Source organism: Psychrobacter glacincola (genome assembly GCF_904846075.1).
In the GTDB taxonomy this organism is placed as follows: domain Bacteria; phylum Pseudomonadota; class Gammaproteobacteria; order Pseudomonadales; family Moraxellaceae; genus Psychrobacter; species Psychrobacter glacincola_C.
Map to the genome: position 1 here is coordinate 267,906 of NZ_CAJGZH010000002.1, position 15,717 is coordinate 283,622.

At 41.8% G+C, this 15,717-nt stretch carries 8 protein-coding genes and 1 tRNA gene; 4 read left to right on the forward strand and 5 right to left on the reverse strand.

Going from position 1 to position 15,717, the window contains the following annotated elements; translation table 11 throughout:
• Positions 1–79: 79 nt before the first annotated feature.
• The 3 genes from JMW85_RS07260 to JMW85_RS07270 all read right to left on the reverse strand — a co-directional run bounded on the left by JMW85_RS07260 (position 80) and on the right by JMW85_RS07270 (position 1,611).
• A tRNA-Arg gene (locus JMW85_RS07260) sits at positions 80–155 on the reverse strand.
• Positions 156–222: 67 nt separating this feature from the next.
• Positions 223–1,020 (reverse strand): hypothetical protein, encoded by a 798-nt coding sequence (locus tag JMW85_RS07265; protein WP_201581310.1) that lies wholly within the window; start codon positions 1,018–1,020, stop codon positions 223–225.
• A 69-nt stretch (positions 1,021–1,089) separates the two neighbouring features.
• Positions 1,090–1,611 (reverse strand): hypothetical protein, encoded by a 522-nt coding sequence (locus JMW85_RS07270; protein WP_201581311.1) that lies wholly within the window; start codon positions 1,609–1,611, stop codon positions 1,090–1,092.
• A 456-nt stretch (positions 1,612–2,067) separates the two neighbouring features.
• Between JMW85_RS07270 and JMW85_RS07275 the strand changes: the two genes are divergently transcribed.
• The 4 genes from JMW85_RS07275 to JMW85_RS07290 all read left to right on the forward strand — a co-directional run bounded on the left by JMW85_RS07275 (position 2,068) and on the right by JMW85_RS07290 (position 14,028).
• Positions 2,068–6,588 carry an exodeoxyribonuclease V subunit gamma gene (locus JMW85_RS07275; RefSeq protein WP_201581312.1) on the forward strand — a complete coding sequence of 1,507 codons (4,521 nt, stop codon included), beginning with the start codon at positions 2,068–2,070 and terminating at the stop codon, positions 6,586–6,588.
• A gap of 69 nt (positions 6,589–6,657) precedes the next feature.
• Entirely contained in the window at positions 6,658–11,187 is a 4,530-nt protein-coding gene (locus JMW85_RS07280) for a UvrD-helicase domain-containing protein (RefSeq protein ID WP_201581313.1), read from the forward strand.
• Positions 11,188–11,261: 74 nt separating this feature from the next.
• The gene (gene recD, locus JMW85_RS07285; protein WP_201581314.1) at positions 11,262–13,472 is read left to right on the forward strand and encodes an exodeoxyribonuclease V subunit alpha; all 2,211 of its coding nucleotides are present in this window, start codon (positions 11,262–11,264) and stop codon (positions 13,470–13,472) included.
• A gap of 37 nt (positions 13,473–13,509) precedes the next feature.
• Complete coding sequence (locus JMW85_RS07290; protein WP_083475789.1) at positions 13,510–14,028, forward strand: MepB family protein; 519 nt, start codon at positions 13,510–13,512, stop codon at positions 14,026–14,028.
• Positions 14,029–14,108: 80 nt separating this feature from the next.
• On the opposite strand, the gene JMW85_RS07295 is transcribed toward JMW85_RS07290, so the two are convergent.
• Together JMW85_RS07295 and JMW85_RS07300 are read right to left on the reverse strand one after the other, a co-directional pair.
• Positions 14,109–14,672 carry a hypoxanthine-guanine phosphoribosyltransferase gene (locus JMW85_RS07295; protein WP_045447249.1) on the reverse strand — a complete coding sequence of 188 codons (564 nt, stop codon included), beginning with the start codon at positions 14,670–14,672 and terminating at the stop codon, positions 14,109–14,111.
• Between the two features lie 102 nt (positions 14,673–14,774).
• On the reverse strand, positions 14,775–15,443 hold the full coding sequence (locus JMW85_RS07300) for a hypothetical protein (protein ID WP_201581315.1): 669 nt from the start codon (positions 15,441–15,443) through the stop codon (positions 14,775–14,777).
• Between the last annotated feature and the right edge of the window lie 274 nt (positions 15,444–15,717).

Consider the following 15,717-nt stretch of genomic DNA (forward strand, 5'->3'; position numbering starts at 1 on the left):
AAAATACATTGTCAGTTATGCGATAAGACATCAAAAACCCCCGTAGTATAAGGCTTACGGGGTGATATGTTTTGTTATATGGTGCGCCTACAGGGACTCGAACCCCGATCGATCGCTTAGGAGGCAACTGCTCTATCCTGTTGAGCTATAGGCGCATTTTGGAATAACATTGTAGGAAAAATCGCTCATAAAAGCAATCAACAAAATATAAAGATTTTATCATTACTTGCCATTACTCAAGGCATCAGCGACATTCACAGTGTTGGCATTTGCTGCTTCTTGTGCACGTGATGTTGGATTAAACAAGTCATTTACACTGTTTTTATAACCTTCGATATTATAATAATCGTACTTTTCTAATATATCTTGTCCGGTACTCGAAAGTAAAAAATTACGGAAGTTAATAGCAGCAGTATTCTCTGTCAAAATAACCCCTTCAAGCGCTTGCTTGCCTCTCAGTGCATAGCTGAAAGAATTTAGGGTACGTGCCTCTGCATTGTCAGTTTCAATGGCACGAGTCTCAGCAGTATCTACTTTTTTATCATCAGTATTGCTGATATTTTCTTTGTCTTGGTTTATTTTATCTTGAGCCGCTTTTAGCTCTGCTTGTAACGGTGTGAGGCGGTCTGCAGATAGGCTGTCGTTAGCGACGATCATGTCTATATCAGCGCCAAATTCAGAGTGTTTATTATAGTTAGGATTGGCGTTTGATAATGTTAAGAGGTCGCTGGCGGGTACATAACTTGGCACAACCTGCACATGAGGATAACGAGATTCGAAGCTAACGATGATATCGTCCAAGGGTGCTTGTAAATCCTCTTCTGCCTTTATATACAGCGTACTGTCGGTGAGGGTATTTACCTCGTCTTGAGTGGAGGCTGACGGCTCATTTGCATTTGCCATGATCGGTAGGGGATCTATATTTTTACGGTTACTGCTCCATAACCACGTAAAGATTGCAATAAAGATTATCAGCAGCAGTAAAATTAGCCCAGCCAGTAGCAGCTTGTAGTCTCTCATATGTTACTGCTCTTCTCTTAATGGGTTTGTGTCAAGTTTACATAAAATGCGATGTATAACGTATTATTTTTAAAGCTGTTGGTGTAACACTTCATCTGCTAAGTCCGCAAGCATATCTGCAAAAACATCGGTTTCTGAATCAGGTAAAAGTTTTTTCTCGCTATTATTCTTATGACCAATTGTACTATTTTGATTGGATAGCACAGGTTGATCGTTTGAGGGGGAGGTAACATCATTGTCAATGGCTTTTATTTGGTGTGCAGCCAATGGCGATTCGCCCATCGTAAGCTTGTCTTTAAGCCATTCAAAACCATGGGCTTCCCACCATGCTTCAAAGCGTGGCAGCGTGCTCCCACGCACTGCGACAGGCAGATTCAATGTTCGCAGTTTTTGTGCAAGTATGGGGTCATTAATGGCTTGATGGATGCTCAAATAAAGCGAGCGACTATCATCAGTATAGGGCTGTCTGTTTTGCCACGATCTGTCGTCAATTTTCATACGTGGCAATTGCCACAATTCACCGCGATAGTATACAACATATAGACGTCGTTTAGGATGAACGAAAATGGCATCAATGGGACGCAAGGGCATAGTATTAAGTTATTCCGTTAAAAAAGGGTTATGGACATAAAAATTACAGCAGTTAATCTGACAGCAGCACTGACTTCTCTATTCATAAATATGAGACTTATCAATGCGACACTATCTGTCGTAAGATATTATAATAGTGGCACATATACTAGTAAACGATAGCTATCGATGGCACACTAATCAGCAGCCTATTTTATGATTGTTATAAATAATCACTGATGATGCAATGATAGTTAATCGTTGTTGTCATTTGCATCGTGTTTATGACAGCCATGCTAGCAGAAATACATTGTAGTAACGACCGCGAAACATAGATTGGTGAGTATTCTTCGTGGTATTCCTTAGCAGCCACCAATATGTATTAGAAAGCTAACGCAAATGTTATTCCATTTCAGGCACTCATGACCGTCTACATCACACTATCACTCATATATAACTTCAATCAGACTATCTTCTATGTTTACCATTATTCAATCGCACCGCACCGAAAACCTTGTTGATCAACTGCTTGTGCAATATCAGTCTAAGGATCAGCCTGTTTTTGAGCCTTTTATTGTCATTGTGCCCTCAATGGTATTGGGCGATTGGTTGGACAAAACCATTGCCAGTCGTGCTGGGATTAGTACCTTGGTACGTACTAAGTTTTGGGGTCAGTATCAGTGGACGCTCATGCAGGATGTGTTAACCCGCCATAACGCGTATTTGTTAGAGAATGACTCCGAAGCGGCAACCTTAAATGTGCCAGAAGTGGCGGTGTTGTCACCAACGGTCATGCAGTGGCGATTGTTTGGCTATTTGACCTACTATCAAGAGGCGATTGTTGCAGATGAAAAACATCCGGTTCATCCATTGCTGGCGTCTTTGATTGATGAGCCGCAGGCAGATACTTATCAAGATAATGTGCGACAGGATATTATAAAAGACAAGACGCAACAAGACGCCCGTATTTGGCAGCTGGCAAGCGATTTGGCAAGAGTGTTTAACCGATACTTAACACACCGTGAGGATTGGCTAGATTTATGGTCGTACAACAAACCGCTAAATGTGAATGAGTTGATAGCGGAGAAAGATGCATTGTCACTGCGTTTTGATAAGTATGTACGCGGCACGCCTGAGTGGCTGGTTGAGCATTATATTGAGTTAGAGGCTGCGCAACGATTTTTATGGTCGCATTTGTTTGCTGATGTTCATCTACACCGTGTGGCACTTGAAGATGTCTTCTGGTCGGCTTTGAAAGATAATAAGGCGAATGAGCGTGCTCAGTTGCCCAAAGTACTGCGCATTTTTACCATTCAGCAGTTGCCACAGACCGAGCTAGATTTTTTGCAGCGTTTATCGAAGTACATGAATATCACGTTATTGCATTACAACCCATCGAAGCTGTTTTGGGCAGATATTGTTGATAAATCATGGTTACAGCGCCAACAGATTATTAACCCTGAGAGTGTGTTCTTGCGTGATTATGGTCATAGCTTGCTGTCACGTTTGGGTAAGCAATCGCGTGATGCGTTTGCCATGCTTGCTAACTTGTCGGGTAATGAGCAGTACGATGATGCACTGGTTGAATGGCAAGATAATTTTGATGATACGCTGAGCATTGGTTCTAATCATGAGGTTGCTGCTGAGTATATTGATAATGCTAGTAGCGTTCAAAACAGCCAAAACAATCCAAGTCTGTTAAAGCGTTTGCAGAACGATGTGCTGATGCTTGATGAGCAATCGACCCAACAAGCGACGGCTGCTAAAGTCTCGCAAGCGGTAAGTAAGCAGATAGAGCCAAGCTTCAATGAAGAGAAGCAAGGAGCGGCCTGGTATGAAGATGAAGCGTTAGAGAATAAACGCTTTGAGAAAGACCGTTTTTGGGCAATCTCTTCTCAAGATAATAGCCTAAGCATTCATTCGTGTCATAGTTTGCAGCGCCAGCTTGAAGTGTTGCGTATTATGATTGGTCGCTGGTTAAATGAACCTATCAAACTTGGTGAAAAGAAACGTCATATATCTGACATTGTTGTGCTGCTACCCGATGTCGAGCGTCATCATGCGCTGATTGGTTCTATCTTTGTTAATGGTAAAGGTCAAGATGGTTTGACCTTGCCCGCTAAAGTGACAGGTGTTGTTGATGCGGACATTCGCCAGTTATGGGAAGCTATTATTGGTTTTTATAAGCTATTGGGTAGCCATAGCGCCCGTTTTGAAGCGGCTGAAGTCTTAGACTGGTTGATGTTGCCGCCCTTGTTTGAAAGCTTTGGACTGACTCATGAGCAAATGAGCCGTGGCTGTGATTTATTGGTAGAGGCAGGCTTTATTCGCGGTTTTGATGAGCTGCATCTTAAGCAAACTTTGGATAGTAATGACTATGACTATCGCTTTAGTTTTGCGCAAGCGTTAGACAGATTGACCCTAGGTCTGGTCATGCCAGAAGCTGAGTTGAGTGATTGCTTATATGCTCTAAATGAAGATGTATGGCCAAGCACTGCCTTACCAGAAATGACTTTACCGCTACCACAAGTCAGCTTAAATGATGCGTTGATTGTTGAAGCGCTTTGCCGCATTTATACCGGTTTGGTCGCACGACGGGATGACCATATACAAAAAATGAAAGCGGAAGACTGGCTCGATCAGATTGAGAGACAAGTGATTCATCGCTACTTTGGCGATGTGGACCAAACGCGTACCATGCGCGCCATTTACAATGCGATGAATGGCTTTAAATCAAGTTTGCGAGCCAATCGTCACTATAGGCAGTACTCGAGTGGTGATGTCGACAACAGAGAAGTGGAGCAAAGGCTGGCAGGTGTGGAGCAGTTGCCACTAAAGTTGAGCTTTATGCTAGACAGTATTGAAAACGAGCTTGAAAGTCAGCAAGTCAGTGCTGAGCCTACTGGTGTTATTACCTTTGGTAAGTTTGGTGCTTTAAGGAACGTGCCTTTTGAGTTGGTGGTCATGCTCAACATGGATCTCTCAGAGTTCCCTGGGCGTGATCGTGACAACCGCTATGATTTGATGAAAGCGACCAATGCTCGCCGCGGTGACAGAGTCAGTGAGGACGATGACAACGGTGCATTTTTAGATGCCCTGCTGTGCGCGCGCAGTGCATGCTGGATGTTCTACAACGGTCAAAGCTTGACGGACACTCATGAGCATCTGCCAGCCAATCCAGTGAGTGAGCTATTACAGTTTTTGCAAGGCGAAGTGCAATGGCAGGTGAACTCGCTTGAGACATTACCTAAGGATGTTGACCCAACCACCGAAAGTCTCAAGCGCTATTTGCCTAAATTGATTAAGCAGTGGTTGGTGACTGAGCATCCTGCTCTGCCTTTTCATGAGAGTCTGTTTGAAACAGAAATTGAAGGTACGAATGTTTCTGAGCAAGCGTCTTCTGATATTGATGACAATGCTAATGCCAACATTAATATCAATGCTCAGGATTCCAGCCCTTTTGAGATGATTGATGAGCTGGACATTCTCTTAAGTAAAGCCATGCGCAAAACCAAATTGGCGCAAAAAAAGCAATTTCCGCCTGCGCCGCTTTGGCAAGCGGTGTTTGATACACTAAAGGGCAGAGTGTCTAGTGAGCAGGTACAGTTGGTTGGCTTGCCCACAAAGACACAGTACGAAGCAATCGCTAAGATGCTTGGTCAAGGCTTGGGTCAGCTCGGTCAAGTAAACACTCAAACCTTGTCTGCATTGGTTGAACTATTGGCATTAGAGGCTGTTGTTGATACTAGCAATATCAGTGATATGACTCAGGTGCTCTCCCAAGCTGTATCTGATAGCGTATTTAATATTGGGGAGATAGATGTTGAAGGTGCATTGGCTTACCAAGTGCGCCATCCTGCCAAAGCGTTCTTACGGGCTCAAAAGGTGCATGTGGTACAAGGTGAAGAAGCACTGTCGCATCAAGAGCCATTATTTCTAAACAGTTTGACTACCTATCAAATTAAAGATCATTTGATTAAACAGTTGGTCACTGATGAGACTAAGGCGAATGGCATTAATACAGCGACCCAAAGCACTACTCCGATTCTGATGTATCAAAAAATTATGCCAGCTGGTGTCGCTCGCCAAACCACGCTACCCAATCAACAACAAAAACTGCAACAGCAATGTTTGGAATTTAAAGAGCAGTTAATAGCTAATGATTTTGGCGAAAATATTGTACCCCATGAAGATGGGATAGAGGGTACGACAGGGGCTGATTTGCAGCTACTAACTCCAACCGCCGAGTACCCTGTTCAGATAGAGCTAAAAAATATACTGAATAACACTGATAACGGGTCAAACAGCCAGACAGATATTAAAGAGATAGAAGCACTGCTTAAGCTGTTGCCGAAAATCATTAAGATCAAAGGCTCAGTACCTATATTAGCACCCATATCAATTATTCAGGCGGGCATGCCTTATGCTCAGCAATCACCCAAGCAGTGGTTAAACATATTGCCCAATTCTGCCAGTCCTAGGCATTTACTCAAATTTTGGTTATCACATTTGTATTGGCAAGTGGCCAGACGTACCACTGCTGAGCAAGTGGCACTCAATGATGGGGTGAGTATTTGGCGCTTTAATAAGCCTAGCTCGCAAATCAAAAAATATGACAAAGTAATTGCATTTAAACTAAGCCCCATTGTCTATGAAGACGCTGTGATTGAACTGATAAAATGGGCGATTTTTTCCAAGCTATCTGGACAAGTGCCTATTACATTACTCCCAGAATATGCACTCAATTACCTTGATCAGTGTTCAAAATCTGAAGATAGTGAAGGCGGCAGTTATTGGCCAAAACGAGCAGACTTTTCAGATTGGCTACGGTCTGGCTATCATACAGACACAGTATATGATACTTGCTCTCAGCATGCCATTTGGCAGTACGTATTACGTGATCAAGATGCATTTAAGGCTTTGTCAGGGGCGTTGACCACCTTGGCGCGACCATTGTACAAGCCGATGTTTAATGCGTTAATTGACTTAGATGGCTAGCTAGTCATTTAGAATAATCGATTTCTGCTCTCCTGATCTAATAAATAATAATTAAAAGTATGCGCCCATATGACAGACTTGACTGATCCAACCCATATCATTGAACTTTCTGCACAGCCACATTTATTCGATGAGCACTCAGATGCGCCTCACTCAGATCCTATGAGTGAGCGTCAGGCTGATGTGATACCAGCAGTTGATGTTGACCTAACGGGCAAGCACCTGATTGAAGCGTCTGCTGGTACTGGTAAAACTTGGACGCTGACAGGCATTGTATTGCGCCTGCTAATTGAAGCACGACGTGCGCCAGAGCAAATTATTGCTACTACCTTTACGCGAGCCGCTGCCGCTGAGATGCGTCAGCGTATTCATGATCGTTTGGTGGATTTTTATCAATTATTGCAGTGGGTCAATAGCTTAAGTGCTGATATTCGTAATAAGGAGGCTTTATATCCCAATATATTGCAGGTGATGCCTGAAAGCGATAAGGATAAACAAGAGGGCAAACAATCAAGTACGGATTTAAATACTGAGATAGGCGCTGATGAGTTAAACCAAGACCTTGCTACTGATAAGCAAGCCGCTGCCACAAAGCGTGCGCAAGCAAAAAAAGACCGTGAAGATTGGTTGGTAGCACAGGCTAAATATGTGCGCTTGGATGGCATCATGCAAGATCCCATTAACCTGCATCTCGTCGGTTATTTGCTGGATCACGTGTACAGCTATCCAATGACGGAAGCTATCAGGCGTACCGCACTGGTTTTAACCACGTTGGATAAACTGTTTGTGGGTACGCTCGATAGCTTGGCGCAAAAATGGCTGAAGGAGTACAGTAGCGAGACGGGTCATCAGCAAGGTATGGCTATTATCGAAGACAGCAGTATCGAGCAGGTGACTGATAGTATTATTCATGATGAGCTGCGTCAGTTTCAAAGCCGCTTGCATCATGAGCAGCCTAAACTGTATGCGCTTATGGATCAGCAAGGTAAGCTGACTGCCGTGAGTGATCATAAAAAATATGTGACTCGCTCGCTTAACTTTATTTCAGCACCGATTGATGAGATTGTAGTAAATGACTTTTCGTTTGAGGGCTATGAGCGGCTTATAAATACTATCATTGAGCGCAGCGATGAGCTTGATATCTTTTTTAAACCTGACGGCGAGTACTATGACGTTCCAAAAGGACAGCTACAAAATAACAGAGACTCTTGGCCGAAAATCATTCAAGCATTAAAAGATTTTGGTCCAGCCGCTTACAAATTTATATCAGACGAAAAAACTTATACAGGAAAGTTAATACAAGCTTTTCAGAAAACTGATGACGTAGGTAAGCAATTCTATAAACCAAAAGATGGTGAAAGAGTTAATCTGATATTTAATGAGTTGCAGGTCGTTCGTGACTTTAAACGCTATATTAAAGAAAGTAAAAAGCTAGACGAATACATAATGACTGTTTTAGCCAATCTTAACCGTCATATCGTGCTTGCGGTACGTGACAGGCTACCCATTATTTTGGAAGAGCGAGGTGAGACGACCTTTAGCCTGCAAATGGTACGTTTAAACCAAGCATTAACGGGTCGTCAAGGAGAGAAGCTGGCACGTTATATCCGTCACCACTATCCTGTGGCGTTGATTGATGAATCACAAGATATCAATGGCGCGCAAGCCATTATGATTGAAAGTATCTATTTGCCAAAGAAAAAGGGCAAGGCTGCTGATAATGATAAACAGTCAGCTACTAAAAAAGCCAGCCATGAATTTTTATTATTGGTTGGCGATCCCAAGCAGGCTATTTATGGGTTTCGTGGTGGCGATGTGGCCAACTATAACTACATGAAAGCTCAATTTGATAAAAGCACGCTTTGGACGCTTGATATTAACCGCCGCTCAAATGCTGGTGTGATTAATGCCCTAAACTGTTGGTTCGGCATGGCTGATGTAACCACTGGCGAGAACAAATTAGCTCAATTAGGCGCAGGTATTTATTACCAGCATATCAAAGCGGCAAAACCAGAAAATCGGCTGTCTTGGTTTAATGAACCAGACGCTCACAGCACTACTTTAGTGACTGAGGTGCTCTCTGCCCAGCCAGTGAGCGTATTACACTTACCATATGATAAAGACAAAGAGCTTGAGTACGATGAGCATGAAATCACGGCGCGTCATATTGCGACTTTGCTTAGTAGTGGTCAGACTTTAAAAAGCAAGCCTATTCAGCCTAGTGATATCGGTGTGCTGGCACGTACCAAAAAAGATCTAAAACGGGTTGAGGATGAGTTGGTTAAGCTTAATGTACCGACTTTAACCACCAGTGATGTCAGTATCTTTGAAACCATCATGGCAGAAGATGTGGCGGCGCTGCTGAGTGCCATGCTATATCCGTATCGTCATGACATGATTAATCGGGTGTTGACAAGTCATCTGTATGGACTGAGTATTAAAAACATCAAAGCCATGATGACGGATCATGAGTCAGGAGTTACTGATAGCAGCAGTACCACAAGCGCCCATTCACACAACTCTAATTCGAAGGATACCTCAGTTAATGAGGCTACTGATAATAAAAAAAGTTATCAAGATTTTATTACTTATCTAAAAGAAGGCGCACAGCGTTGGCAGCACTTTGGTATTTTGTCAGCATTGCATTACTTGTTAGATAAAAATCCCATACAGCCGCAAGGCGTTTGGCAAGCGCTAGCGGCTCATCCAGAAGGCGATCGCCATATCATGGACTTGCGTCATGTGATGGATGTTTTGGCGCAATATGGCTTAGGTATGGGCGAGCATGAGCTACTGGCTTGGTTTAGACAAAATATAGATGCAGCGCCCAATAGTGATTGGGCTAAGCAATATCCGCTACCGACAGAGTCTGGCGTACAGCTGATGACCATTCATAAGTCCAAAGGACTTGAGTTTCCCATTGTCTATGTACTGGGAATGGGTGATGCCAGTAGGAAGTCAGGCAATAAAGAAGACTATGGATTGTACTTGTACAATGCCGAACAAGCGCCTTCAGCGCTAGTGCGGCAGTCGATAGATAGTGAATCAACGGGAAACCAGCGCCGCTTCTCACCGATACAAGGCTCAGCGACTACAGAGGACTATTACACCAATATCGAAACTCAAGAAGACTTTGATGAGCTGCGACGGCTTGGTTATGTGGCTTTTACTCGCGCCAGTGAGCAGCTTTATGTTGTGCTGCGAGATCCTAACAATAAGACAGGGTTTGAGTTAAAGCCGGTGTTTTATTGGTTTGAATCGCCAGAAGCAAAGTTTGAACTACCAGATAGACTTAAAGGTACGATAGGCATGCTCAGAGGGCATAAGGTTAATGAGTTCTATGACAATAACTACGTAAGCAATGCTGCTAAATCAGCAGGCGTAAATGACAATGTTCAGCTAGCCGAAACCGAGTTAGATGCTCATAAGCCTGCCACAGAGACTATTGAATACGCGCCTTTTGCAGAGGTGATGAAAACCAATTATTTTTATGGCTGGGCTAAGACCAGCTTTACCGCTTTGGCACGTCAGCTCGATGAATCTACACAAGCGATGTCGATAGCGGATGAGCGTATGGATGATGCTATAGACATTGATATGGCAGACACTTCAGTGTCGGTTGAGCCTTTACTTAGTAGTAACGCGTTTCTTAAAGAAGTCGATGGGTTAAATCTCAAATCAGAAGATGATATCCGCTTTACCTTTGTTAAAGGTGCTAATGCGGGTACGTTTTTGCATGAGATATTTGAAAAAATTGATTTCAGCAATAAAGCGCAGTGGTCTCAGGTTATCGATAGAGCTATCAACAGCTATCAACTGCCTCTAGTTTATAGTAGCGCTGAGCAGCAAAGCCGTCGATCACAAGCGAAGAAGCAAGAGCAAGGCGATGACGGTTCATTTAATACTGGTTCACTTGATCTTGCTTCAATAGATGCTACCAAGCATGAGGCACTAATCAATTGGATTGAAGAGGTGCTACATGCGCCGCTATTGGCCTCCAATCAACCATTAAACTCTCTTAATGCAGGTCAGCGGTTTTCTGAGTTAGAGTTCAATATGGGGTTGTCAGAGAAATTTAAAGTACAGGATATCACTAAACTCTTCCAACAATATCTCCCTAATGAGATGGACAAACACGTCACTCTTATTCCGCAAAACAAAGCGCATTTGTATCGTTATTTACGCGGCGAAATTGACTTAGTGTACGAACATGCTGGTAAGTATTACGTTGTCGATTATAAAAGCAACTTTCTAGGAAATAGCCTAAGCGATTATAATGAAAATACACTTAAGCAAGCAATGTCCAAGGCAGGGTACTGGCTACAAGCAGCGATTTATCAAGTAGCTTTACATCGATTCCTTTCAATGAGAATACATGATTATGCAGGCAATGAAGATAAGTATTTAGGCGCTGTGGAGTATGTTTTTTTACGAGGTGTGTATGATCCCAATTCTCAAGCAGCTGATGATCTATCACCAGATGTTAAAGAGGCTGATAATAGCCACTCAATGCACAACGACCGCTATGGACTAGTCACGTGGGATATTCCAATCGATTTTATTAAAGGTTTGGATGCGTTGTTTGGCATGCCCGATTAGTAGGCTAGAAGTAATGATTAAATGCTAAAAAACATGATATCGATTAACTATTTCAACATAGAGACAAGCATACTATGAGTAATAATAAAAAAGAGAGCAAGGCAGTAATTGGGCTACAACAAAGCTGGGCTAGTAACATCAGTGATTATATATTGCTACGCCGCGAGCAAACGTATTTAGCGTATAAGGCAACGGATGCAAAAGCTAATACTAATAGCAAGCAAGTCGATAAAACAGAAGAAAGTAATTTATTCACCGCTCTATTCGTTATGTTAGCGACTCATTTGGAAGAGGGGCATACCGTATTAACCATTGAGTCCTCTGAGCATGAAGAAGCATTGCAAGGTCAAATCAATGATGAGGCAGTTACGCTATATGCTTGGCAGCAACAGTTATTAGAGATGCTAGCAATGCCAATCTTTGCGCTGATAGATACCAAACTAAATACGCAATCAGAAGATGACTCTATAACTGAAAGGTCGCTATTCGTATTGCTAGTCACGCTATTTGATAAGAGAGATCAGCTGTGGATGCAATTGGTGCTTAGCAACCACGAAAAAGAGGTACTAACCAAGCGTTTTGACATGATTGCTGCGCTATATCACTTATTGAAAAATACGGACTTAAGTTTTTTTATACGCCTAGTTAACGAACACGATTTGTTTGCTGAAGTTAATAGTAGCATTAATAATAAAGATAAAGTAAATAGCCTAAGCAAAAATAAGCCTATCATATATAAAATTCAAGAAAATCAGACTAATAATGAAACAGAGCTAGCACTAACTTTTTGGCTACATCGTTCTTGGCAAGCAGAATTTAACTTAGCACAGCACATTAATACTATTTTGCATCAACAGATAACCCCTCTAAATATATCAATACCAAAAAATTTAAACGATCAGCAGATAGCAGCTATTAATGTGGCTAATAATAATGCATTTAGCATCATTACTGGTGGTCCAGGTACAGGTAAAACCTATACCGTGGCTCAGTTAGTCATTGCGCTGCAACAAGCGACAGAGAGTGGGGGGTACGGGGCTGAAAATATTAGATTCAGTACGGACAGTGCCAGTCTTGCATTGGCAGCACCGACTGGTAAGGCTGCCCAGCGCATGCAAGAATCTTTACAAGCTGCTCTCGATACAGCAGATATTGATCTACAGTTACAAGAAGCTAAAACCATCCATCGCTTGTTAGGTATTGGTCGGACGGGCAGACCGCGCTACGATACTAACAATCCACTTGGCGAAGATATCATCATCGTTGATGAGGCGTCGATGCTCGGGGTCGAGTTGGCTAATTATCTCGTAAGTGCAGTAAAACCAGGTGCAAGGCTGATACTATTGGGCGATGCGAACCAGCTAGCAGCGGTAGATGCAGGAGCAGTGTTGGCTGACTTGTGCCGTATTCCACTGTTACAACCCATTCATGCAGAGTTAACCGAAAGCCGCAGATTTAGCGCAGAATCAGGTATTGGCAAACTTGCCTACCAAATTAATCAGGCAGAGATAGATACGCAAGCCATCTGGCAGCTGTTAAGGCAGGATGAAGCCTTGAGTTTTCATTATGTAAATACGCTGCAAACAAATGAGCTTAAAGATAATAAGACAAGAAATAGCCTAAGTAATAAAAAAATTATTCTAAAGATATCATTAAAATATATTAAGTATATAAATAAAATAAAAGAACTCCTAAAAAATCCAATAGAAAAATCCATGCCAGAATCAGTAAAAAATACGATTACATCACTAATGGAAACATTTAATGAGTTTAGAATTCTAAGTGCTGGCCATAATGGCGAGTGGGGCGATCATTATATTAATAATTATCTCACGCAGTGGCATCTTGCTGAGCTAAAGCTACCACTGGGCCAAAACACATGGTTTCATGGCCGTCCTGTCATGGTTCTACAAAACAACTATGAATTAGGATTGTTTAATGGTGATATCGGTTTCTGCTTGCAGACTAGCGATGATAGAAGCCGACTAGAAGTGTTTTTTGAAAATAAAACACAAGGGATTGCCGTTAATTTACTAAATGAAGAAGTCATCGCCACCGCATATGCAATGACCATTCATAAGTCACAAGGGTCTGAGTTTGATCATGTGGCTATTACTTTTGATAATAGTCATGCTAGATTGCTAAGCAAAGAGCTTATTTATACGGCGGTGACCCGTGCTAAGAAACAGGTAACCATATATAGTACAAAATCTGCTTTTGAAAAGGCTGTTCAAACACCTACTGAGCGCCATACAGGTTTGGCATTACAGTTTTCTAAGCATTAATAGATAAATGCTCAGAAATATAAAAAGAGGACTAGAGTTGTATACCTTTGATACTGTGCTAGAGCATATTAATGAAATTATTTATAAGCCCAACCAATTGATTATTGCTTCAACTCAAGAAGAACAACAAAATCTAGAATATGCTGCTGGTACATTTGAATTAATGAACAGACGGGCTGTCAAAACAGTTAGATTCAGAGTAGCTAAACAAACACCTACCAAAGTAGGGCAGTTCGTTACCTTTTGGGAAAAAGATTCCAAAGGTATTAATCAACCTTTTCAATATGATTCGTCACCAGACTTATTGGTAGTCACGACATTTAAAGATAAGCATACATTTGGGCAGTTTGTTTTTCCAAAAAATGTCTTGCTTAGACATAATATTCTTCAGTCTCATTTTACAAAAGGTAAGATGGGTATCAGGGTGTATCCTAGCTGGGATAATCCAACCAGTAATACTGCTAAGAAGACACAGAATTGGCAACTCGATTATTTCTTCGTGGTGACTGGTACAAACATACTGCCTACAGAAAAAATACGGGCATTGTATGAGTAGCAAAATTAACAGTAAGTGCAAAATCCAAGCAATAAAAAAGCATCCAAATTGGATGCTTTTTTTGAACTCAAATGTAGAACTTAAACTTTGTCTTCTTTGATGGCATAGATGCCAGGCAGATGACGCAAATAACCATGGAAATCCATACCACAGCCATAGACATAACGATCTGCAACATTGATACCGACAAAATCAACATCAAAATCTTCAACTTTACGATCATGCTCTTTATTAAGCAACACACAACATTCAAGTGATAAAGGTTTTTCTTTGCTTAATTCTTCGACAACTGTTTTTAGCGTGATACCTTCATCAAAAATATCGTCAATCAGCAATACATGCTCACCTTCGATACTAACATCAGGTTTGAATTTCCAATCTAGCTCATTGGTGCCTGCATTATCACGATAGCGCGATGCATGAATATAATGCATGCGATGATAGAATGTCAAATGAGTCAATAGTTGACCAGCTGGAATAAGTCCACCATTCATAACAACCATAACGATTGGGTTTAAACCAGCATAATGTAGGTTGAGCTGGGCGGCAAGGCGCTCATAAGCAGCGGCTACTTCGATGCTACTGATAAGGCACTCTGAGTTGCGTAATGTTTTTTCAATTTCTTGGTTGCTGATTTGGGTCATCGGGTGCGCCTTCGGTAAAAAGTGCCGCTTATTTTAGCAAATTTTAGTGAATTTGCCCAATACCATCTGTCTTTTGAGACAAAATTAATCAAATACTGGCATTTATTCCGGCTTTTCTACGATGAAAGGGCGGTAATAGTTTGCTAAACGATTTAAAGAGCGATCCGGTAGGTCGGGTAGCAACTTATTTAAGGCCATACTCATGCCTTTATCAATGGCGGCTTTGGCAACTGGGACAGCTTTGCGTTTAATCATGCCAAGTTTCAGGGTTTCAGCATAGCGGCTGATAAAGTGAGTCAATGTCTCTTCATTCATGGTTTCAAGCGCTGTTTTAAATGCTTTCATATCTACTTGCTCAGGTGTGATAGCAGCAAAGCCTTTTTCGATGGTTTGCGCATCTGCATCAGATAATTTGAAACCCACTCGTTTTACACCTTCATTATCAATAAACGTCGCCCGATCTCTCAAGAAGTGAAAGCTTGGCATTACTTCTTCGTTATTCTCTTTACCGAGTAAGATGTTAAGCAGCGTATCTGTCGCTTTTTCAACTGTGCCAACAATTTCTCGCATGGAGGCTTGACGTTCAGGGTTTGGAATAATATCTACCAATCCAATCAACAAATTGTCGATTAGATCACGTGCTGTTTGATGCGTCAGGGCATCACGATATGGGTAGTATTCGACCTCCTCATTTGAGGCAATCACTTGCTCAGCGTCAATGATTAATGCTTTCAATTTATCTGAAGGTACAAACCCAAAATAATGCGCCATGGTGCTTCCTTTATTTGTTGTTTTTCATGTTTAACCAGCGTTACATTTGTCGTTAAATCAGTTAGTATCTAGATGGGTTGCAGTCAAAGACTCACCATATGCTGACTAGTGACATGTGCTAACGATACAATGCAAAGCCTTATTAATGGATGATGATACCACAGTACTTCTATAAACAGCCTTTCAACAGGTGCGCTAAGTCACTAGTCGCCGACTAATTTAACATATTTTTTATATTCTAAATTAAAAAGCTTGAACTTATAAGGCTACCTAT

What these genes read in the sequence shown, in the direction of transcription:
- JMW85_RS07295 (WP_045447249.1), bottom strand. Translation starts at nt 14,672, where the DNA reads ATGACCCAAATCAGCAACCAAGAAATTGAAAAAACATTACGCAACTCA.
- JMW85_RS07300 (WP_201581315.1), bottom strand. Translation starts at nt 15,443, where the DNA reads ATGGCGCATTATTTTGGGTTTGTACCTTCAGATAAATTGAAAGCATTA.
- JMW85_RS07265 (WP_201581310.1), bottom strand. Translation starts at nt 1,020, where the DNA reads ATGAGAGACTACAAGCTGCTACTGGCTGGGCTAATTTTACTGCTGCTG.
- recD (WP_201581314.1), top strand. Translation starts at nt 11,262, where the DNA reads ATGAGTAATAATAAAAAAGAGAGCAAGGCAGTAATTGGGCTACAACAA.
- JMW85_RS07280 (WP_201581313.1), top strand. Translation starts at nt 6,658, where the DNA reads ATGACAGACTTGACTGATCCAACCCATATCATTGAACTTTCTGCACAG.
- JMW85_RS07270 (WP_201581311.1), bottom strand. Translation starts at nt 1,611, where the DNA reads ATGCCCTTGCGTCCCATTGATGCCATTTTCGTTCATCCTAAACGACGT.
- JMW85_RS07275 (WP_201581312.1), top strand. Translation starts at nt 2,068, where the DNA reads ATGTTTACCATTATTCAATCGCACCGCACCGAAAACCTTGTTGATCAA.